Annotated in this window: 19 protein-coding genes; 6 read left to right on the top strand and 13 right to left on the bottom strand. The window is 64.9% G+C overall.

Annotated features, from left to right (window positions below):
• The first annotated feature begins 68 nt into the window (after positions 1 to 68).
• The 3 genes from KF838_12470 to KF838_12460 all read left to right on the top strand — a co-directional run bounded on the left by KF838_12470 (position 69) and on the right by KF838_12460 (position 1796).
• Positions 69 to 395, top strand: a complete 327-nt coding sequence (locus KF838_12470; GenBank protein ID QYK47592.1) for a YbjQ family protein — start codon at positions 69 to 71, stop codon at positions 393 to 395.
• Between the two features lie 13 nt (positions 396 to 408).
• A complete protein-coding gene (locus KF838_12465; protein QYK47591.1) occupies positions 409 to 909 on the top strand; it encodes a heavy metal-binding domain-containing protein in 501 nt (166 codons plus the stop codon).
• Between the two features lie 89 nt (positions 910 to 998).
• Complete coding sequence (locus KF838_12460; GenBank protein ID QYK47590.1) at positions 999 to 1796, top strand: PrsW family intramembrane metalloprotease; 798 nt, start codon at positions 999 to 1001, stop codon at positions 1794 to 1796.
• Positions 1797 to 1862: 66 nt separating this feature from the next.
• Here KF838_12460 and KF838_12455 read toward each other — a convergent pair whose 3' ends face one another.
• From KF838_12455 to KF838_12445, 3 genes are read right to left on the bottom strand one after another with little or no spacing between them, the layout of a single operon-like run.
• Complete coding sequence (locus KF838_12455) at positions 1863 to 2261, bottom strand: putative toxin-antitoxin system toxin component, PIN family (GenBank protein ID QYK47589.1); 399 nt, start codon at positions 2259 to 2261, stop codon at positions 1863 to 1865.
• Positions 2258 to 2521: an AbrB/MazE/SpoVT family DNA-binding domain-containing protein gene (locus KF838_12450; GenBank protein ID QYK47588.1), complete on the bottom strand. Its 264-nt coding sequence runs from the start codon at positions 2519 to 2521 to the stop codon at positions 2258 to 2260. Before KF838_12450 ends, KF838_12455 begins: the two co-directional genes overlap by 4 nt.
• Positions 2522 to 2551: 30 nt before the next feature.
• Positions 2552 to 3274 carry a hypothetical protein gene (locus KF838_12445; GenBank protein QYK47587.1) on the bottom strand — a complete coding sequence of 241 codons (723 nt, stop codon included), beginning with the start codon at positions 3272 to 3274 and terminating at the stop codon, positions 2552 to 2554.
• A gap of 122 nt (positions 3275 to 3396) precedes the next feature.
• Here KF838_12445 and KF838_12440 point away from each other — a divergent pair, with 122 nt between their 5' ends.
• Together KF838_12440 and KF838_12435 are read left to right on the top strand one after the other, a co-directional pair.
• Entirely contained in the window at positions 3397 to 4503 is a 1107-nt protein-coding gene (locus KF838_12440) for a class I fructose-bisphosphate aldolase (GenBank protein ID QYK47586.1), read from the top strand.
• 189 nt (positions 4504 to 4692) lie between these two features.
• A complete protein-coding gene (locus tag KF838_12435; protein ID QYK47585.1) occupies positions 4693 to 5541 on the top strand; it encodes a transposase in 849 nt (282 codons plus the stop codon).
• A gap of 380 nt (positions 5542 to 5921) precedes the next feature.
• Here the strand turns inward: KF838_12435 and KF838_12430 are convergent, their stop codons facing one another.
• Positions 5922 to 6893, bottom strand: a complete 972-nt coding sequence (locus KF838_12430) for a hypothetical protein (GenBank protein QYK47584.1) — start codon at positions 6891 to 6893, stop codon at positions 5922 to 5924.
• A gap of 126 nt (positions 6894 to 7019) precedes the next feature.
• The gene (locus KF838_12425) at positions 7020 to 8912 is read right to left on the bottom strand and encodes a hypothetical protein (GenBank protein QYK47583.1); all 1893 of its coding nucleotides are present in this window, start codon (positions 8910 to 8912) and stop codon (positions 7020 to 7022) included.
• Between the two features lie 273 nt (positions 8913 to 9185).
• On the opposite strand from KF838_12425, the gene sucD reads away from it, so the two are divergent.
• The gene (gene sucD, locus KF838_12420) at positions 9186 to 10187 is read left to right on the top strand and encodes a succinate--CoA ligase subunit alpha (GenBank protein ID QYK47582.1); all 1002 of its coding nucleotides are present in this window, start codon (positions 9186 to 9188) and stop codon (positions 10185 to 10187) included.
• A gap of 327 nt (positions 10188 to 10514) precedes the next feature.
• Here sucD and KF838_12415 read toward each other — a convergent pair whose 3' ends face one another.
• The 8 genes from KF838_12415 to recR form a co-directional block, all read right to left on the bottom strand.
• Positions 10515 to 13577, bottom strand: a complete 3063-nt coding sequence (locus KF838_12415) for a serine/threonine protein kinase (GenBank protein QYK47581.1) — start codon at positions 13575 to 13577, stop codon at positions 10515 to 10517.
• Between the two features lie 33 nt (positions 13578 to 13610).
• Complete coding sequence (locus KF838_12410) at positions 13611 to 14417, bottom strand: sulfotransferase family 2 domain-containing protein (GenBank protein QYK47580.1); 807 nt, start codon at positions 14415 to 14417, stop codon at positions 13611 to 13613.
• 60 nt (positions 14418 to 14477) lie between these two features.
• A complete protein-coding gene (locus KF838_12405) occupies positions 14478 to 16475 on the bottom strand; it encodes a hypothetical protein (GenBank protein ID QYK47579.1) in 1998 nt (665 codons plus the stop codon).
• Between the two features lie 339 nt (positions 16476 to 16814).
• Entirely contained in the window at positions 16815 to 17624 is an 810-nt protein-coding gene (locus KF838_12400; protein QYK47578.1) for a hypothetical protein, read from the bottom strand.
• A 439-nt stretch (positions 17625 to 18063) separates the two neighbouring features.
• Positions 18064 to 19101, bottom strand: a complete 1038-nt coding sequence (locus KF838_12395) for an HNH endonuclease (protein ID QYK47577.1) — start codon at positions 19099 to 19101, stop codon at positions 18064 to 18066.
• A 7-nt stretch (positions 19102 to 19108) separates the two neighbouring features.
• On the bottom strand, positions 19109 to 20158 hold the full coding sequence (locus KF838_12390; GenBank protein ID QYK47576.1) for a site-specific DNA-methyltransferase: 1050 nt from the start codon (positions 20156 to 20158) through the stop codon (positions 19109 to 19111).
• Positions 20159 to 20376: 218 nt separating this feature from the next.
• Positions 20377 to 21375 carry a hypothetical protein gene (locus KF838_12385; GenBank protein QYK47575.1) on the bottom strand — a complete coding sequence of 333 codons (999 nt, stop codon included), beginning with the start codon at positions 21373 to 21375 and terminating at the stop codon, positions 20377 to 20379.
• Between the two features lie 218 nt (positions 21376 to 21593).
• Positions 21594 to 22358, bottom strand: coding sequence for a recombination mediator RecR (recR, locus tag KF838_12380; GenBank protein QYK47574.1), 765 nt, complete (start codon positions 22356 to 22358; stop codon positions 21594 to 21596).
• Positions 22359 to 22381: the final 23 nt, after the last annotated feature.

Below are 22381 nucleotides of genomic sequence, written 5' to 3'. Positions count from 1 at the left end.
GGTGGATTGGTTGCGTGCCGGGTGTGGCGCGGGTAGTTTGGGCAGTGGTTCGTTCCAGGAGTGTGCGCATGATCGTCGTCAACACTGAGCTTGTGCCGGGGATGCGGGTTGTCGAGCTGAAGGGGCTGGTGCAGGGGAACACCGTGCGGGCCAAGCACTTCGGGCGTGACATCGCGGCGGGGCTGAAGAACATCGTCGGGGGTGAGCTCAAGGGGTACACCGAGTTGCTCACCGAGTCGCGCAGGCAGGCGGTCGAGCGGATGATGGCCCAGGCCCAGCAGCTCGGGGCCAACGCCATCCTGAACGTGCGCTTCAGCACCAGCAGCGTCACGACGGGTGCGGCGGAGATGTACGCCTACGGCACTGCGGCGGTCGTGCAGCCCGAGCACGCCTGAGGGGAGGGTCGCCGTGAACAACGTACCGCTTGACCTTCTCTTCGAGTTCGGCTGGGTGCTCGTCCTGCTCATCGTCGGGCTGAGCGCGGGACGCATCGCCGAGATCCGCCACCTGAAGCGTCTGCGCATCGCCGAGGCGGAGGTGCTCGCGCCGATGCTCGTCACGGACCTGCGCACGTTCCCGATGTGCGGGAGGGAGCACACGAGTGAGGCGAACGCGCCCGCGCTGGTCTCCGGAGAGTCGGTGATCTCCAGCGATTACTTCAAGACGTTCGTGTCGATGCTCAAGAAGATCATCGGCGGCGAACTGCGGACGCTCGAGACGCTGATGTCGCGTGCGCGGCGTGAGGCCGTGCTGCGCATGGCGAGGCAGGCGCGCGCTCTCGGGTACGACGCGATCTGCAACGTCCGCATCGAGAGCACCGACATCGGCGGGAGCGCAGCGACCTCGAAGCGCGTGATGACGATGGTGTGCGTGGTCGCGAGCGGCACGGCGTACAAGCGGGGCGCGTGATGCCTGGGGGGGATCAATCTCAGAGAGGTGAGCAAGGGGGAGAGTCCCTTTGGGGCGGTCGTCGCGAAAGGGCGTCGGCGCGCGACAGCGTGGCAAATGAGCCCCACATCAGATCGTCGGGGCGGGAGGTCGTCGGCGAGAAGGGGTCGGGGTGCTGGCGGTGCGGTTACAGCCGCGTGGGGATCGGGCAGGGGACGCCGTGTCCGGAGTGCGGGTCTCCGGCGATCCGGCCCGTGGATGCAGAGCCGGACGAGAGTGTGTGGGAGGAGCCGACCACGAGCGACGCGCTCTCCGGGCGCGTGCCGGACGATGCGGTGACGTACGCGCGCTGGCTCGACGCGAGGGTCGCCGAGCGGGATGTCGGGCGGTCGTGGAGCATGACGGGGCTGATCGCGCTTGGTGCGGGTCCGTTCGCGGTCGTGGGCGCGTTCGCGGGCGCGATCTGGGGCGGGGGGCAGGGGTTCTTCGGCGCGATCGTGCTGGTTGTCTTCGGCCCGATCGTTGAAGAGGTGTGCAAGGTCGCGCTGGCGACGTATGTGGTGGAGCGGAAGCCGTACCTGTTTCTGAGCCGCACGCAGATTCTGATCTGCGCCGGCGCGGCGGGGCTCGTGTTCTCGGTGATCGAGAACCTGCTGTACCTGCACGTGTACGTGCGTCTGCCCTCGGCGGAACTGGTGCTGTGGCGTTGGACGGTGTGTGTCGCGCTGCACGTGGGGTGCTCGGTGCTCGCGGGGATGGGGCTGGCGAGCGCGTGGCGCGACGGGATGCGCGACAAGCGTCGCCCGGATCTCGTGCCGGCGACGCGCTGGCTGGTCGGGGCGATCGTGCTGCACGGCGCGTACAACGCGCTGGCGATCATGCTGGAGCGAGGGGGCGTGCTCTTCTGAGAGGGGGGGGATGTGAGGACAAGCCAGGTCCGACGACTCAACGAGTAGGCGCACCCGAGCACCCGTTTACTCGAGCGTCGCAAGGAACTCTCGCGCCGTGACCACCCTGACGCCCAGCGAACCGTCTGCGGCGAACAGGTCCTTGTCACCGCTCACGATGACCGCGCAGCACGACAGTGCGCAAGAGAGGAACTTGTCGTCGTCGGGATCGCGGCACATGCCGTCGGCAATCGGGCTGTCGTCGATCAACACGGCGCGGAGCGTGATGAGATCGAGAATGTCGGCGATATCGATGCCTGAGAACCGCGCTCGGAGCTCGTGGCTTACACGCCGATACTCACCGAGGATGAGCGGAGTCGCAACCAGCTCAAACCGCCCATTCGACCACGCCGCGAGCACTCTGCCGGGCACGCCTCCGAAGAAGATGCCGGACATGAGCACGTTCGTGTCGATGACCGCTCTCAATCGCGGCTTCGCGCTCGCTTGATGGCCTTGCTTACGTCCGACTTCTTCACGCCCGCCTTGCGCGCCTGGCTCTTTGCACGCTTGAGAAGTGCATCCATGCCGCTGAGATCGGGGGCATCGATCGTCTTGAAGATCACGACACCTCGCTCGGCGACGACCACGAAGCGACTTCCCGCTTTCAACCCGAGCCGAGCTCGGATCTCCTGCGGAATGACAACCTGACCCTTGGAGGACAACTGCGTTGTGGAGACAGACACCATGTGGGGCTCCGCTTGATCTTACCAGTAAGATTATAGCACGGGTCGAGCTGTCTGCTCCTTCGTCCCGAACGCGCCCGCGAGGATGCGCGCCGGCACCACCCGCGTGATCGCGTGCGGGCCACGGCCGATGAAGCACGGGATCGTCGGCAGGGTGTTCAGGTCGGCGGCGAGCTCGGCGCGATTGGCCATGAGGTCCGCGGCGTAGATCACGCGGCCGCCGGTGACAGAGGGATCGATCAGGCGTCGGCGCTGCGGGACGTAGCGCTCGTCGGACATGAGCGCGGCGAAGGCACGATCGATGCGGTCCTTCGACTTCGGCTCGGCGACTGAGATGCGTATGACGAGGTCGAGCATGAAGTCGAAGTCGGGTTCGGGACCGTCGTCGTCGATGATGAGAACCAGTCCGGGGGCTTCGGGGATCTGGCCCTGCATGAAGAGATTGTTGAACATCAGCGGATAGGACATGCGGATACGCCCCGCGTTGATGCTCGAGGGGTTGAGGAGCGCGGCAAGCCGCCGCTTTGCGGCGTTCGAGACGAGGATGTGGCTGATGAGGAGGCCGATGCCGATGGGGGGCACGGGGATGAGGAAGAGAATGCCGAGCCAGAGACGCAGCGAGGAGGGACGTGGCGCGGCGAGGGTGGCATCGGAAGCGAGTTGACGCCGGGCAGTCTCGTCCTGAAGGAAGATCCTGCGTGCGACGGGCTCGGCCCGCTCGAACCAGTGCTGCGTGTTAGCCGGTTCAGTGTCCATTCGATGTCCTCCGGGCCCTGCAAGAGGCCGCACGGAGTGTAATCCGAAGAGGCGTTCCGTCACCTATGATCCGCCTCTTTTCCACGACATTCACACCGCACGTCCCATTCCGGAGCAGTTCGATGGCCATCAACGTTCGCGAAGTTCTCGGCGCTGAGTATGACGCCCTGATGAAGCACGAGTCCAAGACCATCGGTAAGGGTGCGCTGCACCTGCCCGGCCCGGACTTTGTCGATCGCGTCGCGAGCGCGACGGACCGGAACGTGAACGTCCTGCGGAACTTCCAGACGATCCTGAACACGGGGCGTCTGGCGGGCACGGGGTACATGAGCATCCTGCCGGTCGATCAGGGGATCGAGCACTCAGCGGGCGCGTCGTTCGCGCCGAACCCGGAGTACTTTGACCCTGAGAACATCGTGAAGCTCGCGATCGAGGGCGGCTGCAACGCGGTGGCGAGCACGGTCGGCGTGCTCGGCTCCGTGGCGCGCAAGTACGCCCACAAGATCCCGTTCCTCGTGAAGTTCAACCACAACGAGATGCTGACGTACCCCAACATCTTCAAGCAGTCGTACTTCGGGTCGATCAAGCAGTGCTTCGAGATGGGGGCGATGGCGGTCGGCGCGACTGTGTACTTCGGCTCGGAGACCTCGCGCGAGGAGATCCGCTACGTCTCCGAGATGTTCGAGGAGGCGCACGCCTATGGCATGGTCACGGTGCTCTGGTGCTACACGCGGAACAACGCCTTCAAGGTGAAGGGCGCGGACGGCAAGTCGACGGACTATCACGCATCGGCGGACCTGACGGGCCAGGCGAACCACCTCGGCGTGACGATCCAGGCGGACATCATCAAGCAGAAGCTCCCCACCAACAACGGCGGCTATGCCGCACTCAACACCGGGGGCTCCTCCTACGGCAAGTGGGACAAGCGCGTGTACACGAAGCTGGCGGGGTCGGATGAGACCGGCGCGGGCGGGCACCCCATCGACCTCTGCCGCTACCAGATCATCAACAACTACATGGGCCGCGCACCCCTCATCAACTCCGGCGGCGAGTCCAAGGGCGCGAGCGACATGCAGGAAGCCCTCTGGACCGCGGTCGTCAACAAGCGTGCAGGCGGCGCGGGGCTGATCTCAGGCCGCAAGGCCTTCCAGCGTCCCATGAAGGAAGGCGCGGGCCTGCTCCAAGCGATCCAGGACGTCTACCTCGACAAGTCCATCACGGTGGCGTGAGGTCTCTAGAGAACCGCGAGCGTGAGCGAGGGGATACCTATTCGTGATCGAACATGACAAAGGGAGCCCCGGGCGCGAGAGCATTTTGCGCCATGTGTTCCAAGGGTTTCCATTGTGGAGACTTGCGCGATCTGATGGCTCATGCCATGCTCGGTCCCACTGGTGGAGCTGCCAGACAGGAGACCGAGCATGGACAACGCGAGTTGGAGGGTGTTGGCGGCGAGCGTGCGGAAGCTGGATCGGAGCCCGCGTGGCGGTCGCTTCACCTTCACCGATGCGGACATCGTGCTGACCTTTCTCTGGGCCGTCTTGCACCGACGACCCACCTCCTGGGCGTGCCGACGCGATGCATGGCCGTTGTGGCGGCGTGGTCGATTGCCCTCGCCAAGCAGGATGAGCCGGCGGCTGAGAACCACCAGCGTCCAGGCGTTACTTGCCGCGGCGGAGGCGGAGAATCTGGTCTCTGCATCGGGAGCGTTGGTGCTGGCTCTTGACGGCAAGGCCCTGCGCGTCGCCTCGCACTCCGGAGACCGGACCGCGACCTTCGGCGCATGGGGACTGCGCGGCTACAAGCTCCATGCGATCTGCGATCTCGCGGGCTCGATCGTCTCCTGGCGTCTCACGCCCATGCACTGCCATGAAGCAGTGATGGCCAAGCGGATGATGCGAGACATGGAGTTGAACGGGTATGTGCTGGCCGACTCGAACTACGACAGCGTGAAGCTCTATGAACTCTGCGCGTGCAAGGGCGGACAACTGGTGGTTCCGCGGAAGGACTGCCGCGTGGGTCGCGGCGTGCGGCGGTCCGGAACGCATCCGGACCGCCGTCGAGCCATCGACATGCTGGAGCAGAGCATGACGGGCTTCGGCAGGGGCCTGCTGTCACTCCGGCGCGTGATCGAGCGTGTGTTTGCACGCCTGGAAATGACCCACCATGTGGGGCTTATCCCGCCGCACGTGCGCGGCATCGAGCGGGTCCGTCGATGGATCCAAGCCATCATCATCCTTGATCGACACACACAGGCAATGAAGCGATGACGCAAAAAGCTCGCAAGCCCGGGGTGCTGCGTCTCCGCACCGCCGCGGCCTCACGCATCTCACTCACATTCGATCAATCGCGCTCTTCATCACATAGTCCCGCACCAACACCCTCACCTCCGACGCTGCGGAGCAGCGAGCGATGGTTACCACACCCAAGACGCACCGCGCCCCCCACGCGGCGGTCGCCGCAGGGTCTGGTACAAACCCCCGCGCAGCGCATCCTTTGAACGCCTCTGAGTCGCGCACGAGCCCGCAGGGCGAGGAGCGACTGAAGTCTCTTCCCCTTCGGGGGTTGCAGGGGGCACCGCCCCCTGCGCCGCATCGCTCCTCCCCGCCTCCACACATCGCACACGCGGCACACACGTCAACACATCTCATCAACCCCGCGCACGCCGCCGCGTCATCATTCGCTTCTTCTCCCACCACCGCGTCACACGATCGCCGTACAGCAACGCCCCGAGCAAAGCCGCGGGCATCAAGAGACCACCCGCAAACGCCGTTGCCACGCGCACCCACGGAATCGCTCCCGTGCCCGCACCGGTCATCGCACCCGAACCCGCCGCAAACACGCCATTCAGCACACACAACACGATCAGCACCGCCACGAACATTGACCGCCGCGCCGAGCGCCCCTCCCTCGCATCAATCTCCTCCCGCACCCATCCGAGAATCCGCCGCCCCTTCACCCCAAGCCCGAGCAGCGTCACCCGCTCGCCCCCCGCAAACCACAACGTGCCGCCGAATCCCACGCGCACGCGCTCGCAGTCCGCCCAGGCATACACCCCCTCGCGCCCCTGTCCATCTGTGCACGACACACCCTCGCGCGTCATCCGAATCACCCGCGGCAACGACCCCGTCCACACTCCCCGCACATCCCACAGCAACGCCGCGAAGATCGCGAATGGCACCATCATCCCGCCCACCACTACCACCGAGATCGCGATCACCGCGGCATCCATCCATGTCGACACACCCGCCCGCACCATCTCCACCATCAGCGGCACAAACATCCATCCCGCCATCCCCACCACCAACAACACCATCATGCCCATGAACCGCATCGCCCACACATCCGACCCCGCCCCTCCGACAAACTCGCTCGTCCCCTCACGCCACCCCCGCGCGATCGCCCTCCTCCACGCCTTGCCCGCAACCCGCCGCTCGCTCGCGCTCGCCAACTCCACCACCGCCCGCTTTCCCTCAATCCGCGCGATCCGCCCCGATCCATCACGCAGCACGTACCCCCTCGCCGGGTCCCACGCCTCCCACGGGATCACATCCAACTCGCGCGCATCACGCCCCTTGCCGATGATCGGCACCAGCCCCCGAACTGTGACCCGCGCCCGCATTCAACAGCCCTCCCAGCTCTCAACTCCGCGGCCCTCCCGTGGCCCTCCGTGGTGAATGCCCCGCTCTTTCTCTAACTCCCCCCGCGCTCTCTTCACTCCGTCACTGTGTCACTCCGTCACTGCCCATCACTTCCTCCTCACCTCCACCTTCCCATCCTTCGCATCCTTGATCGCGTACCCCATCGCCGCGAGCTCATCCCGCAGCCGGTCGCTCTCCGCGAAATCCTTCCGCGCGCGCGCATCCCGCCGCTCGCGCAGTTTCGCCTCCACCTCCGGGCTTGGCTCCACACCGATGAACATCCCGATCTCGCTCACAACCGATGATGTACTGGGCGAGCTCGCATCGGTGGGCACGAAGATACATCCAAGCACGGCATCCATCAGATGGATCGCGCCCCACACTTCCTCGAACGTCTTCTTCTGCCGTCCGCTCTCCACGGCCTGCATCGCGCTCCGAGCGTCCAAGCAACTGGTTGGCAACGGATGCTTATGGAGAAACGCGCTGAGATCGTCAAAGTCCTTGATCCCAAGGCAAGCCATCGCGGCAGAACGTATGGCAGAGTGATTCGCCAACCCGTCCATCGCTGCGATCGCTCCCGCAACGTTTAGATCAAATGCGAGGCGCTCAGCAAACCGATTGACAAGCTCCGCCACGTCTGGGCGTATCCCCCAGACGGGAAGCCAGTCCCGATCTCGTGCCTCCATTACGAGCGCGGCAGTCTTCCTCCACTGCGCGATTCGTCCAGCCGATTCGGACAACCCCTGCTCCGTGAAGTTCGCGTTACTCCGATAGTGCGTCTTGATCAGCTCGAGCCGCACCGCCGCCGCCTCATGCCCCTTCGCAAACAAATCCCGCGCCGTGAAAAAGTTCCCCTTGCTCTTGCTCATCTTCTCACCCTCGACGAGCAAAAACCTCGGGTGGAACCACATCTTCGCGTACGTTGCTCCGTTCGGCTGCGCATTGAACGCGCAACAACTCTGCGCAATCTCACACTCATGATGCGGGAAGATGTTGTCCTCGCCCCCCGAGTGCAGATCAATGATCGGCTCCGCATGCGGCACCACCATCGTCGCAATGTCCTCGCCCCCCGCGTCTCCGCCCTCTGCCCCTCCGCCCCCCTTCCCCTCCGTGCCTTCGTGCCTCCGTGCCTTCGTGCCTTCCACCGACATCACACTGCACTCGATATGCCAACCCGGATACCCCTCGCCCCACGGGCTCGCCCACTTCATGATGTGCGATGGATCCTCCTTCCACAAGAGGAAGTCCGCCGGGTGACGCTTCCCCGACTGATTCTCCGCGCTCACGCGCCCGCCCGCGCCCTCGCGCAACTTATCAAGCGTGTTCCCGCTCAATCTCCCATACGCCGGGAAGTGCTGCACACTGAAGTACACAACCCGCTTCCCAACCTCACCCACCACATACGCCGCACCCCGCGCGATCAACCGCTCGATCACCTTGATCATCCCGCCCACATGCTCCGTCGCACGCGGCATCAACCCCGCATCCTTCTCCGCCTCCATCACCAGCTTCAGCCCCAACCTCCTCGCATCCTCCCTGAACCGCCCCTCGAAGTACCGCGCGATCTGCCGCGGGTCCTTCGGATCGACATCCACTCCCGCGTCCAGTTTCCCCGCTTTCTTCGCCTCCAGCAGCCGCCGCCCCGCGACCGCCATCCGATCCTCACCGTTCTCACCCCCATCCGCATCATCCGTCATGTGCCCGACATCGGTGATGTTCATCACGTGCACGACCTGTCTTGGTCCTTGGTGGCACCGCTCCTGGTGGCACCGCTCTCCAGAGCGGTGTCCGGGCTTCTCCGCCAGCACGCACATCGGGCTCTCAAGAAAACGCCGCAGCACATCCGCCGCCAGAAACGACCGGAAGTTCCCGATGTGCGCATCGTCGTACACCGTCGGCCCGCACGTGTAAAACGTCACCCGCTCCGGGTCACGCGGCTCAAACGCCTCGACCTGCCGCGTGAACGTGTTGAACAGACGCAGAACATTCGTCTCAGCCACTGGCGTTCTCCGGGATCTGGCCTTCTACCAAACGGCCCGCCCGATCCTAGCAGATGGCCCTCCTCCTCCCTCCCCCGAATGCCCAATGCCAAATGCCGAATGCCCAATGCCGCTCCCTCCACCCCTCGGCCCCCTTGCCCATTCCCCTTCTGCTCCGCCATTGCCCATTCCCCCACTTCTCTGTGCCCTCTGTGCCCCTGTGGTGAGTCCCTGCCTTGATTTGGCCCTTTGACCATTTGGCTCTTTGGCCATTTCTCCCTACCGTCTTCCCCCATGGCCATCCTCGTCAACAGCACCACACGCGTCATCTGTCAGGGCATCACCGGCGCCTTCGGCGCTGTCCACACCAAGGGATGCTTCCACTACGGCACAAAGATGGTCGGCGGCGTCACCCCCGGCAAGGGCGGCACAAAGGACCCCAACGGCCTCCCCATCTTCGACACCGTCGAACAAGCCGTAAAGGCCACCGGCGCCGACGCCACCATGATCTTCGTCCCGCCCGCATTCGCTGGCGACGCGATCCTCGAAGCCGCGGCGGCCGACCTCAAGCTCATCTGCGCCATCACCGAGGGCGTCCCCGTCCAGGACATGATCAAGGTCCGCGCCGTCCTCGACGAGATGAACAACTACGGTGGCACCGCTCCTGGTGGCACCGCTCTCCAGAGCGGTGGCCAGGAAATCGTCCTCGTCGGCCCCAACTGCCCCGGCGTCATCACGCCCGGCCCCAAAACCGGAACCGGCGACAGCGGCTCCAACCCCTACACCAACGCCGGCTGCAAGATCGGCATCATGCCCGGCTACATCCACACCCACATCAGCCAGTCCAAGCTCGGAAAGTCCGTCGGCATCGTCTCCCGCTCCGGCACCCTCACCTACGAAGCCGTCTGGCAGACCAGTAACCTCGGCTTCGCCCAGTCAACCTGCGTCGGCATCGGCGGCGATCCCGTCCGCGGCCTCAACCACATCGACTGCATCAAGCTCTTCGAGCAGGACCCCGACACCCACGGCATCCTCATGATCGGCGAGATCGGCGGCACCGACGAGATCAAGGCCGCCGAGTACATCAAGCAGCACGTCAAGAAGCCCGTCGCCGCCTTCATCGCCGGACGCACCGCACCCCCCGGCAAACGCATGGGCCACGCCGGCGCGATCATCGGCGGCAGCGACGACACCGCCGACGCCAAGATCAAGGCCCTCCAGGCCGCAGGCGTCTCCGTCGCCCTCTCCCCCGCCGACATGGGCAAGGCCATGGCCCTGGCGATGAAGATCGGGTGAGAGAGATAGGGCGAGGCAGATAGCGAAGGCGTGTCTTTCCGCTGCGGAGCAGCGAGCGATGGTTGCCAGGGGTCAGTGAGGGGCAAAGCCCCGAACGCAACCCCTGGAAAGCGATCCCACACCCCTTCCTTTCTTCCTCTTCTTCCCCCAAGCCCCGGAGGGGCGACAGATCCGCATCCATGCGGCCGCAACCCCAAGAAATCTCCCCGCGCACACTCCCCCCACCGCCCCCGCCCCCTTCCTTACTCCCCCGCCTGCAACTCTCGGGGACAGACACAACTCAAACGCTTCCTCATCCAGAACGCGCGACACAATCTGAGGCCCCCACTACCCCGGAATCTTCTCCCGCCACGCCTCCCCCTTCGCACCGTGCCCCTTGTCCGGCTCGGCCTTGTCCCACGCCTCGTACATCTCCGCAAGCGCCCGCGCACACGCGATCGTCTCCGCGTGCTCCTCACCCCGGACATTGACAAAGATCGCGTGCGCTTCCAGCAGGTTCGTCTCCGACGCCGCGAACTCGCCCAGACCCGCCCGCGCTGTGCCGAGATCCTTCAGCAGCATCGCCAGCGAACGCTGGTTCGCGCCGGTGGATGCGTTCCGCGACTCGGGCTCAGCAGCAGAGAGCACGTCCACCGCGCCCGCGTACCGCTTCTGCTCCACCATGATCGCGCCGAGCCGGCGATGCGCCGACAGCACCACCGGCTGACCCATCCCGAGCGCGGGAGCCCCCAGCGTGATGACCTCTTGATAACGCTCCTCCGCCTCGGCGAGTTTGCCCTGCTCATACGCCAGCCCCCCGAGATTGTGAACATACACGAGCGTCTCCGGGTGGGCCGGCCCCAGCACGCGCCGGCCGATCGCCGCCGCCTCGCGCCAATACGGCTCACACTCCTCGTACCGCTTCTGCCGAATCAGCACCAGCCCCATCACGTTGTTCGCGACCAGCGTCGAGGCGTGATCGGGGCCCATGACCCGCGTGCGTCGCTCCAGCGTCTCGCGGCACAGGGGCTCCGCCTCGGCGAACCGCCCCTGCCCCACAAGCAGCGCGCTCAGGTTCCCCATCGTCGTCATCGTGCTCGTGTGATCGCGCCCCAGGAGCGCCTGCTGCTTGGCCAGCGTGTCACGCATGAGGGCCTCGGCCTCGCCCGACTGCCCGTTCATATCCAGCACCGCGCCCAGACTCTGCACTGTGCTGAGCGTCGATGGATGCACCTCGCCCAGCACACGCCGCTTCTTCTCCACCGCCTCTCGAAGATAGACCAGCGCGTCCTCCAGCCGCCCCTGGTTCTGGAGCAGGATCGCCATGTCGTTGAGCGCGCTCAGCGTCGCAGGGTTCTCCTCGCCCAGCACGCGCCGACGCTTCTCGAGCATCTCGCGATAGAACGGCTCCGCCTCGGCGAACTTCCCCTGGTGCATCAGCAGGTCGCCCCAGTCGCGGATCGAGGTGATCGTGTCCGGGCTCTCATCCCCGAGCACGCGCCACCGCCGCTCCAGCGCCTCGCGCAGCACCGGTTCGGCCTCATCGAATCGGCCGGTCTGGACAAGGATGCTGCCCATATTCGCGAGATACACCAGGGTCTCAGGATCGTCCTCGCCTCGCACGCGCCGGCCTCTCTCGAGCGCCTCGCGATAATTCGCCTCCGCCTCCTTGTGCATCGCCAGCGAGGCCTGGTAGACCCCGAGGTTCCCGATCGACTTCACCGTCTCCGTGTTGTCCTCGCCCAGCAGCCGGCGCCTCGCCTCCACAACCCGCTCCTGCAACGCCACCGCCTCACCATCCAGACCAAGGTCGTGGTACCGCTCGGCGACCACGTGACGCAGCGTCGCCGCGATCTCCGGCTGGTCCTCGAACTGCGTGTCGAGTGCGGCGGCGGCCGGGCGCAGGATGGTCCGATCGATCAGCTCGAGCGCGGCATCGGTCGCGCTGATCTGGCTCCACATCCCGATGAACGCTTCCATCCGAGCCGCACGATCCTCATCGCTCAGGTTGGCCTTGGCCAGCGCGGCATCGAGCCGCCCGCTGACATCATCCGTCAGGCGCATCCCCGCGGCCATCGGATCAACCTGCGCCAGCATCTGCCCCTGGAGGTCCGCGACCCGTTGCAGGTCTTCGGCGCGCCGACGCGTCTCCGACTCCGCAGCCAGCGCGCGCGTCGCCTCCTGTCGGGCCTTGTCACGCTGATCCGCAGCGGCACGCGCCTGCCACACCGTCCCGACCAGCCCCAGCACGAGCGCAGCCCCAACCGCGCCTCCCGCGGCGACCTTCCCCTTGTTCCTTCGCGCGAACTTGCGCACCCTGTACGCCGTGCTCGGCGGAGCCGCGACAACGTTGTCCCCGCTGAGATACCGGCGGATGTCCGCGCCGAGGCCGCTGGCGGTCTCGTACCTGCGCTGACGATCCTTCTCCATCGCGCGCATCACGATCCAGTCGAGTTCGCCCCGCACCATCATGCCGAGCCGCTTGGGCTCGGTGCGCCGCGCCGCCGCGATGCCGGCGAGCGTCCCCGCGCTCTGGCTGAGGCGCGTGCTCGGCTTGGGGGGCTCGACCTCCCGGATCATGCGCTGGATCTCGGCGAACGCGGCCGAACGCAGGTCGCGCCCCGAGAAGGGCGTCGAGCCGGTGAGCAGCTCGTAGAGGACCGCGCCGAGCGAGTAGACATCCGTCCGCGTGTCGATGTCGAGCGACCCCTCGGCCTGCTCGGGGCTCATGTACTCCGGCGTGCCGATCAGCTGCTGGAACTCCGTGAAGAGCGTCTTCTCGGTGAGCTTGCTGGCCGTCGCCTTGGCGATGCCGAAGTCGATCACCTTCGCGTGCGCGCGCCCGTCCTGCGTGGAGACCAGGATGTTCGTCGGCTTGATGTCGCGGTGGATGATGCCCTTGGTGTGGGCGTGCTGCACCGCGTTGCACACCTGCGCGAACAGCTCGAGTCGCGCCTCGATGCTGAAGTTGTTCTTGTCGCAGTACTGGACGATCGGCTCGCCCTTGACCAGCTCCATCGCGAAGTAGGGGCGCCCGGCCTCGGTCGCGCCGGCGTCATAGACCCGCGCGATGTTGGGGTGGTCCATCATCGCCAGGGCCTGGCGCTCCTGCTCGAAGCGCGCGACCACCTGCCTCGTGTCCATGCCCAGCTTGATGATCTTGAGCGCGACCCTGCGCCGCACCGGCTTCTCCTGCTCGGCCATGAAGACCGAGCCGAACCCGCCCTCGCCGATCTGCTGCAGAATCTTGTACGGACCGATGATCGTCCCCGGACGCTCCGCCCCCGGCAGGATCACCGTCGCGGCATCGCCCGGATTGGCCTCGCCGGCGGATGGCGCGTCGAGCGTCGGCTCAAGATCACGCGAAGGGCTCTCGCCCGGCGGCCCCACCACGGTGCGGTCATCGTTCATGCCGCGAGTGTAATCAGGGGTTGGGAGAGCCGCTCACAGCGCGGCCGGCTCTTGATCCTCGATACCCATCGTTCCGGCGCGGCTCTGGGCCAGCCGCACCGCGTCGTCGTACAACATGCGGTCGTACGCGTTGAACTCGCAGATCGCTTTATCCGTGCCGTCGCGATCGGGGAAACTCGGTCCGTCCGACCGATTGATGTGCGGCGGGCTTTCCAGCGGGATGCGGATCATGCTCGCGAGCGTGCGATACAGCAGGCCCATCCTGTCCGTCGTACCGACGATCGCGATCGATTCCAGATGGGCTCGTGCTGCCACGTACATCCTCTCGTCCACCTGACCGAAAGGGACGTTCACATACTCCAGCGAGCTGAGCGATCTCGTCATGTAGTTGTCGAGCTCGACCGTGATCCGCTGCTCGATGCAGTCCCGCAGCGTGAGGTTGTCTCCGGTGATGCGCGAGTGGAGAAAGTGCCACTTCGAGCGGCAGACATAGTTGTAGTACGAACGAATCCGGGCTACCGGATCGCGCAGAATCGTGATGTAGACACACGGGCTCGGCACATGCTGGTGGATGCCGTAGTACATATGGCCCTCGATGAGTCGTATGGCGCGCCGACGCTCAAGAGGAAGCCGCGCGAATCGTGCCGCATCGTCGATCTGATGGATGATGCGAAACGCCGCGCCCGGCGCGCAGTGCCGCAACAGAGTCTGCCGCAGACTCAGGCCGCCGGTCTTCGGGATATGCAGAAACACGAGCGGGAAGGGCCACGGGCAGCGAGTCTCCGAATCATCCGGTTGCGGGGATCGTCGTTTCAACGATCGGGCGAGTTGAGACAGCATGAGAGCACGGTAGCATCAAGAACTCCCGCTCGCCCACGTGGGGTGAGGCGCAGGATCCGTTCAAGAACTGATCGGCCGACGCCGCCTGTGTGCCAGCACTCCGGCACCCATGAACACAAGGGTCGAGGGTGAAGGAATGGTGCCCATGGTGAGAGCATACGCGGCGGTCCCGCTCGTGCCGATCACGTCGCCGAACCCAACGATCATGCGATACTCCGAAGCCGAGACGACCTCGCCGAGACTCTCCCAACCCGCCGCACTCAGACCGCCTTCGACGAGCGAGCCGAGATCGGCGAAGCCCACGGAGACCGACCATATAAATCCGTTGCGCGACACGAGTGCGTCGCCGGCATAGAGGTCGTACTGGCCGAGCACCCAGCCGCTTGACGTGACGAACGATGGGTCTGTGTATGCATCGCCTCTCGGTGACTCGGAGAAAGTCAGTGCGTGAGTGATGTCCGTCGCATACTCGTAGAACCACCCGGATCTGCCGAGGGAGGTCGCGCCGTTGTAGCGTTCAGAGATTCCAATGACATCCCCTCCGACGTTCATCTTGTTGACGTCGCTGCTGGTTATGCCATCACCTCTCGTGTGTCGATCGTCATAGAGGCCGATCTGCACTGTGTCGCGTTCCATTGACCACGTCCACGCGGAAGTTCCATTGACCGCGTCCCCGTAGCGGAAAGACAGCCCCGCGAGATGTCCTGCCTCGTTCCGCGCATGGAGCAAGCTCACACGCCTTCCATCCGCCCCTGTGTGAAGCGCATCCGTCAAGCCCGCCCGATGAACACCCGACTCTCGGTCCCAGGCCCACACGCTTCTCCCGTTCCCGAACTGCCCCTGCTTGGAGTAGCCGACAACCTGACCACTCTCGCTGATCCCTGTGGGTGTGCTGAACTGGGTGCCTGATGCGCCCGTATGCTCGGCATCAATGAGCCCGATCCGAAGCGAGCCGCTCTCCTCTGTCCACACCCAGGCGCTTCGCCCTTTGCCCGGTGCACCAGGACGAGTGGACCATCCCGCCGTCATTCCTGCGCCATTCAAGAATTGAGCTCTGCTCTCCTGGCGTCCGTCGCGACCTGTGTGAACAGAATCTACCAGTCCGATACGAACCGGACCCGTCGCATCGCTCCAGATCCACGCTGAGTCACCCCCGCCCGGCGTCCTCCGCGAGGACCAACCGACGATCTGGCCGGCATCGTTCATCGACCTTGCGCGGCTGGTTCTCGATCCAGTCGGACTCGTGTGGTCAGCATCGGTGAAGCCCAACTCGATAGTCCCGGACTCTCGAGTCCATGTCCACGCAATCGGAGATCCGTTAGAGTCTCCCGCGAAGCGATCCGACGATCCCAAGACACGGCCATTGCCGTTGATGGTCTTTCCCCCGGTCGCAGCGCCCACTGAGCTGGATTGCAGTCCATCACTCCGTGTGTACTCAGGTCCGACAAAGCCGATTCTGATCGTGCCGAGGGATGGTTCCCACGCCCAAGCGCTCGCGCCGCTCTGGCCCGAAGCAGAATACCTCGATGATGTTCCGACCACCGTGTTTCCACGAATGGAACGTGCCTGGCTGAAGCGATGACCGTCTGTGCTCGTGTGCTCCGTGTCAACGAGCCCCAACTGAACCGCGTTCGTGGCACGGGTCCATGTCCAGGCCGATGATCCTCGCTCCGACGCCCCCGAATAACGCGTTGAGCTACCGATCACGCGCCCGTTCGGATTCACACCGACGACAAAGCTCTTGCGTTGCCCATCGCTTCGAACGTGCTCTGGACTGAACAAACCGAGTTGGGTGAGCCCTTCCGAAGGATTCCATGTCCACGCGCTCGTTCCGCCGCCCCCGCCGTAGCGCTCCGAAGTGCCTATCACAGTTGAACCCGACGTTTGCCTGACCGACGTCCTCTGCTCGCCGCCCGCGCTCGTGTGCTCCGCATCCGTGTACCCAAGCCGGTACAACTGCCAGTAGGGCGGTGTCCATTGGGCTTCCGCCGAGGCGAGGTGCGTGCAGCACCCGGCACAAGCAACAAGCAGCATGGGCACAATGGACGGGTCTTTCATTGAGGGCTCCTCCCGCGACAAGCACGTGATGCTGTCCCAAATATGCCGCGAATCCATGGCTCCGCAAGCAAACTCGCCACAAAGTGAGCGATAAGACCCGAGTTTCATCGTGTGCGGAGATCACGACGGAAGGCAGGCGGCACCGACATCGCCCCGCTCCTCACCGCTCCGTCCCCACCTCCCCGCCCTCACAACGGACCCCGCATCCACAAACCAACGCGCCGCGTCCGTCCGAACGAGCCACCCAACCCCCTCGCCTCCCGCGGCCCGGCGGGCCGCAGGTATGTAGCCACGCGGCGGAGCGACGGCGCCGACGTGAGAGGGCGGCCGAGCGGCGGTTTACGAGCCGTCCATGCCGCGCAACCGATCTGAGATCGCGACTGTCTGCTCGTGTATCCGGAAGAAGACGATCGAGCACTCGCACATGACTCGGAAGATGATCCACATGACCAAGGCGGCTCCGAGATTCAGCGCGAGATCGCGCATCTGCGGGCCGGACTTGCGCGCGTTCAGGAGCGCCTGGCGAGCGGACGCGAGGGCCTCGTCCTCGCTTTGGTTCCATCCGATGCTCGCCTCTCGCAGGGCCTGGTTCAACGCGGCCTCGCTCTTTGCTGCGCGGCTTCGCGCTTCCGCTGCGGCTTCTTTGTATCCCTGTTGCAACGAGAGTTGATCTGCCTCGGATCTGTCCTTTCGCCACTGCTCGCGGAGCGAGCGGATTCGCGGGAGGGCGGACTCGATCTGTCGGACGGCCGCGGCTTCCACGGCTCCTACCTTGCTGTACTGCTGGACGAAGACAATCGGGTACACGACGAAGAACGCGAGGAGGCAGACGCTGGCGATGATGAACGTGCAGCGAATGGTTGATGGCGTCAGCATCCAGCGGAACGACCAGAAACCCGACCAATCGGAGACGCCTTGCGTTCGGGCAGGGGCGGGTGCTCGCACGGGGTTCGGCACAACGGGTTGCGACTGAGGGAGATGGGGGGCGGCGTGCTCTGCATCGTGCACCTGAACACGGACTTCTTCGACTGCGAGGACGGATGCGCCGGTGCTCAGGATGTGTTCGACGGCTTCCTGCTCGGAATCGGCGTCGATGACCACAACGCTTCGCTGGCCTCCTCTTGAGAACATGATCCGGTATGCGGGCATGGGTTATCCTCCGGCGGGCAAGACCCTCAGAATAGCGGCGGAGGCACACCTGTGCCGAAGACTCAGCGACGAGACACGCGGATGCCAACGCCGGACCCGAGCGGACAGGGTCAGATACCGGAGGACCACGCACATTCCAGCCGAGCATTCACCTGCTGAAATGGACGCGTGCGATGGCGAGGGGTGACGAAGATGAGATGCGTGTCGCGGTGAAGCTACAACCACGGGCAACCATCTTCAGAATCTTAAATCATCGGGTCGTAGTTTCGAGTCCTTCGGAGGACACTGGAAAACGCCCTTGAGAGCATCTCAGACGCAGTTTGTTGGCAGTATCAGAGTCTCGAATCGAATGCCTGCGCTTCGGCTTCACCAATGCTACGGATCTCGGACTAGGAGCATGTCTCGTAAACTGTCTGCCATGAGAAGGGGATGGGAGTAGTCAAGCGATCGTGCGTTGAATGTCTTCCGCAGTCCAGCCCCGCGCCACGAGCCCGCGCCGGAAGTAGTCCTCTGGCGGGTGGAGGTCGGGGGAGCCGGGCATCCGCATGGTGGCCGGGATCATGTCGCGGAGGAGCTCGAGCCCATCATCTAGCCTCTGCCTGTGTAAACCCGCAAGTAGGCGTTCATTGATCGCGGTTCGTCCTCCGGGGAGCAGCCCGAGTAACCCGAAGTCATACGCACGGTGCAGGAGTGGATTGAGCGCTACCCCGTTCTTAGTCTCATCGGTGCTCGTGGGGTCTGAGACTGGAACGACGTGCGCCGCGTCCACGAGCCGGAGTGCCACCCCGGTGAGGCAGCATCGCCACCCGTAGGCCCGAAGGACTGCGGGGCGGAACCTCGCCTCACGGAACGCACGAACTACAGATGTGACTTTGTACCGACGCGATGCCGCATCCTCCGTGGTGCCGTCGTCGATGAACTCGCGTTCGTCCTCTGGCGTCGCGTCAACAAGCGCCGCGGCTTCCGTCACCTCCGGGCCGCAATCGTAAAGCCGTTCGTACTCACGAATGTACCAGAGGAGGTAGTCCGGTTGAACCGCGATAGCGATTTCCTGTCCTTCGCTCGCGTCCCGAACCTCCGTCGCCATGCCCACGGATGACGCTCGCTCCAAGGTGTCGAGAGAGATTTGGGAACTTGGCGACTTGCCCTCCGACGTGAGATGTCGGCGCACATCCCAGAAAGCGAACGTCCCCGTCTCTTCGTGCCATCCGCCCATGATTGTTCGCACGCCCGCTTTGAGCACGAACGGAGGCGCGGAGGTGCGTTGGATTCGATACTCGCGCGGACGCCCTCGCCCCTTGCCCCCTTGGGTGATTGTCCATAGGAAGACTTCAAGGCGGTACGTCGTCTCGCCCACCACCACACCCAGCACGAGCGGCCGCGCATCGGCTCCCGACACCACGAGAACCGTCGCTCCTGCTTTCTCTAACTCTGCGATGAACCTCTCAGCCAGAGAGGAGAATCGGATTCCAGGCATCCTTGCCTCACTCTCTGGTAGGTGCCCCCGTCACAGCCGCTCGCATACTCGGGTCGGTGAAGAGAGGTCCTTCAAGGAATCGCAGCATTGAGCCGCGCATGTATTTGTCCTCTTGCTCGAACGTCACCCACCGATGCCCTCGCTCCTCCGCAACGCTTCCGGTTACGTTGCTCCCGCCGAACGGATCGACGATGAGATGTGGCTTCCCATCTAAGAGGAAGTCTACGAAAAACTCAACCAACTTCGCGGGGAACCGGGCCGGGTGCGGTTTGATATCGAACTCGCGGCAGAGGCGGAGATATACGCTGTTCGATTCGGTATTGGCGATTGTGAGGAGGTTCGGTGGGATCGCGCCTCCGTTGTCGCGCCCGAACTTGTCGGAGATATCGTGTCCGCTCGGGCGCATCTTCGCTTTGTAGCCATTCTTGATGAGGGCTTTCATCGACTCGGAGTAGGGCGTGAGAACGCGCCGATTGTCCGCGGTCGGGTTCTCTGTCTTCCCAAACCACCACACGGTATTTACCGCGTCCTTCACTCGAAGCCGTCGAACCGTTACCCACTCCGCAGGTGTTGGGAGCCGGGATGGGTTGTACCAGTAGAAGTCCTGAGCGAGGCGGAACATCTTTGAGAGATGGACGGCTACCTCAAAGTGGTACATAGAACGAACGGGCGAGCCGGGAATCCACGCCCCGCCGATATCGAGAACGAATGAGCCTGTCGGCTTGAGAATGCGCTTGATCTCTTCGCAGAACGGCAGGAACCACGCGAGGTACCGCTCTATCGGTTCGTTGCCGTATTCCTTTTGGCGGGTGAGGGCGAAGGGCGGGGAGGTGAACACGAGGTCCACCGAATCCGCGGGCATCCGTTTCATGCCCGCGAGCGAGTCCCCAAGAAACGCCGCGCCCAACTTCGTGTGGTAGAAGGGCTTGGACCCGGATAGGCCCACGTCCTCCAGCCATGCGAGTTCGGTTTTCTTCGGCTTTCCAAGGGCAAGCATTGGACGTCCTCCAGATGAATGTAGAATCGTACACGATCCGGCATGTGGCACCAACTTCACTTTGCGCCTCGCAACCGTAGGTTGCCCGCTCCGTCCCCACCTCCCGCCCTCACAACCGGCTCCGCATCCACAAACCAACTCGCCGCGTCCCTCCGCTCGCGCAACGACAACTCCTTCGCGCTCCGCGGCGAGACACGCGGATTGTGACGGCGCGGCATCGTGCAGCGCCTGCGGCGGGTTGTGCGCGGTGTTCTTGGCTTGTTGACGGCGAGGGTGGGTCAATGAGCGGCGGCGAACTGGGACTCGGACCCTGACGCGCGCGGGGTTGAGAGGTGGTTTGCGGGGGGCGGGTGAGGATCGGGCGGGGCGTGTTGTGATGGGTTCGGGTGGGTCGGAAGGTCGGGAGGTTGGGGCTCATCGTGCGGGAGCGCGGCGAGATACGCCGCGACATCGGGCGGGAAGAGCGCGAGAGCTTCGGGAGGGAGCGGGCCATCGTCCGGGAGGTCGTCGAGCGTCAGCCCTTCGAGGTCGTCGGGTGTGAGGCCGAGTGAGTTCGCGAGGGCGGCGAGCGCGGTGATGACGTCTTCGTGTGAGGCGGGAGGTGAAGAAGAAGGGGCAGAGGGACTGGGCGGCTCGGGGGCGGGGGGGATGAGGTCGGAGGGTGGTACGGGGACACCGCTCTGGAGAGCGGTGCCACCAGGAGCGGCGCCATCAAGAGTGGTGCCAGCAGGGGCGGAATCGGCTCGGAGAGCTGATCCACCCAAAGGCAGAGAGGTGTGGGCGGCTTTGCGGGCGGAGGGTGTGCCGCTGCGCGAGAGTTGGTAGAGGAGCCATGCGGCTTTGCGTGCGTGGATCGACGCGCGGAGGTAGATGATGTCGTCGGGGTCTGGAGGGGTGTCGGAGTGGGAGCCGATTTCGCGGTTCGCTGAGCGAGCGGCGGCGAGGGCGCGGAAGTCGGCCATGATCTGGACGAGTGTGTGTACGGATGTGCTGAGGTTGAGGGAGGCGACGGTGCGGACGTGGGCGGAGCCGGCCTCATCCATGGCGGCGAGGCGTGCGCGGGTTTCGGGGAGGGCGAGCCAGAGGGTGAGGGCTTCGAGGGGGAGGTTGTGCTTTGCGGCGGCGGAGGTGAGTGAGTGGTTGGGGGAGAGGACGTCGTTGAGGAGGGCGTCGATGTCTGTGACGCGGTGGAGATGGGTGTGTGTGAGATCGGTCTTGGGCGTGTGCGCGTGGTTCGGAGTGGTTGAGGTGGGGGTTGGGGGGGCGTGCGCGACCATGCCTCGAAGATACGCGCGGGGCGGGGGGATGCAAGTGGGGAAGCGGGGAGAAAGTGGGCGTCACTGACAGACGTATGTCAGTGAGAGGGGCAGATTTTTCGGATTGTTGATGGGAGTGCGGGAGAGTCGGGGGCGCGAGGTGGCGCACACTGAAAACTGAAAGAAGTCTGCCCCCCCACTCCCCCACCCACCACTCCCCCCCCCACCCCGGCTCGATCTCACTCGATGCTGCGTCGTCCGGTGATGGCATCGGCGAGGACGGCCTTGTTGGCGAACTCGAGGGTGCTGCCCGCCGCGAGCCCGCGGGCGAGCCGGGTGATCCCGACGCCGGGCGCGGCTCTGCGGATCTCGTCCGCGAGGTACAACCCGGTTCCATCTCCTTCGATGGTCGGGTTCAGCCCGAGGACGACCTCGCGGACGGCGACGCCCCGGGCGTTGCGGGCCGGATCGCGCACGCGCTCGATCAGTTCCGACGCCGTGATCTCTGAGGGGCCGACGCCATCGAGCGGGGAGATGCGCCCGAGCAGGACGTGGTACACGCCCCGGTACGCGCCCGACTGCTCGAGCCAGATGAGGTCTCTGGGTTGCTCGACGACGAGCACGACGGAGCCGTCGCGCTCGGCCGAGGCGCAGATGCCGCACAGCCGGCCATCGGAGAGGTTGAAGCAGATCTGACAGTGGCTGATTGAAGTCTTTACATCTTCGATGGCGCGAGCGAGCCCGAGGGCTTCGGCGCGGTCTTCTTTCAGGATGTGGAGGGCGAGGCGTTCGGCGGCACGGCGCCCGATGCCCGGCAGCCGCGCCAGTTCGGCGATGAGGCGATCGACGGGCTCCGGGTAGACCTTTGAGGCGGGGATCCCGGCGTTCTTCGCGCGTCCTGAACTGCGTTCGCGGCCGGGGCCGCGTTCACGGGTCGGGGCGCGGGTGCCCGATTCGCGTGGCGCGTGACTGCTTCCTTCGGCTGGATCTGTTCCCTGCTCCATGAACCGGATCGTACCCGGTGCGG

Source organism: Phycisphaeraceae bacterium, assembly GCA_019454185.1.
Classification (GTDB): Bacteria; Planctomycetota; Phycisphaerae; order Phycisphaerales; family UBA1924; genus JAHBWV01.
Note: the sequence above shows the minus strand (reverse complement) of the source record. Positions and strands in the feature narration are given on the sequence as shown.

What these genes read in the sequence shown, in the direction of transcription:
- KF838_12470 (QYK47592.1), top strand. Translation starts at nt 69, where the DNA reads ATGATCGTCGTCAACACTGAGCTTGTGCCGGGGATGCGGGTTGTCGAG.
- KF838_12450 (QYK47588.1), bottom strand. Translation starts at nt 2,521, where the DNA reads ATGGTGTCTGTCTCCACAACGCAGTTGTCCTCCAAGGGTCAGGTTGTC.
- KF838_12445 (QYK47587.1), bottom strand. Translation starts at nt 3,274, where the DNA reads ATGGACACTGAACCGGCTAACACGCAGCACTGGTTCGAGCGGGCCGAG.
- KF838_12440 (QYK47586.1), top strand. Translation starts at nt 3,397, where the DNA reads ATGGCCATCAACGTTCGCGAAGTTCTCGGCGCTGAGTATGACGCCCTG.
- KF838_12435 (QYK47585.1), top strand. Translation starts at nt 4,693, where the DNA reads ATGGACAACGCGAGTTGGAGGGTGTTGGCGGCGAGCGTGCGGAAGCTG.
- KF838_12430 (QYK47584.1), bottom strand. Translation starts at nt 6,893, where the DNA reads ATGCGGGCGCGGGTCACAGTTCGGGGGCTGGTGCCGATCATCGGCAAG.
- sucD (QYK47582.1), top strand. Translation starts at nt 9,186, where the DNA reads ATGGCCATCCTCGTCAACAGCACCACACGCGTCATCTGTCAGGGCATC.
- KF838_12415 (QYK47581.1), bottom strand. Translation starts at nt 13,577, where the DNA reads ATGAACGATGACCGCACCGTGGTGGGGCCGCCGGGCGAGAGCCCTTCG.
- KF838_12410 (QYK47580.1), bottom strand. Translation starts at nt 14,417, where the DNA reads ATGCTGTCTCAACTCGCCCGATCGTTGAAACGACGATCCCCGCAACCG.
- KF838_12405 (QYK47579.1), bottom strand. Translation starts at nt 16,475, where the DNA reads ATGAAAGACCCGTCCATTGTGCCCATGCTGCTTGTTGCTTGTGCCGGG.
- KF838_12400 (QYK47578.1), bottom strand. Translation starts at nt 17,624, where the DNA reads ATGCCCGCATACCGGATCATGTTCTCAAGAGGAGGCCAGCGAAGCGTT.
- KF838_12395 (QYK47577.1), bottom strand. Translation starts at nt 19,101, where the DNA reads ATGCCTGGAATCCGATTCTCCTCTCTGGCTGAGAGGTTCATCGCAGAG.
- KF838_12385 (QYK47575.1), bottom strand. Translation starts at nt 21,375, where the DNA reads ATGGTCGCGCACGCCCCCCCAACCCCCACCTCAACCACTCCGAACCAC.
- recR (QYK47574.1), bottom strand. Translation starts at nt 22,358, where the DNA reads ATGGAGCAGGGAACAGATCCAGCCGAAGGAAGCAGTCACGCGCCACGC.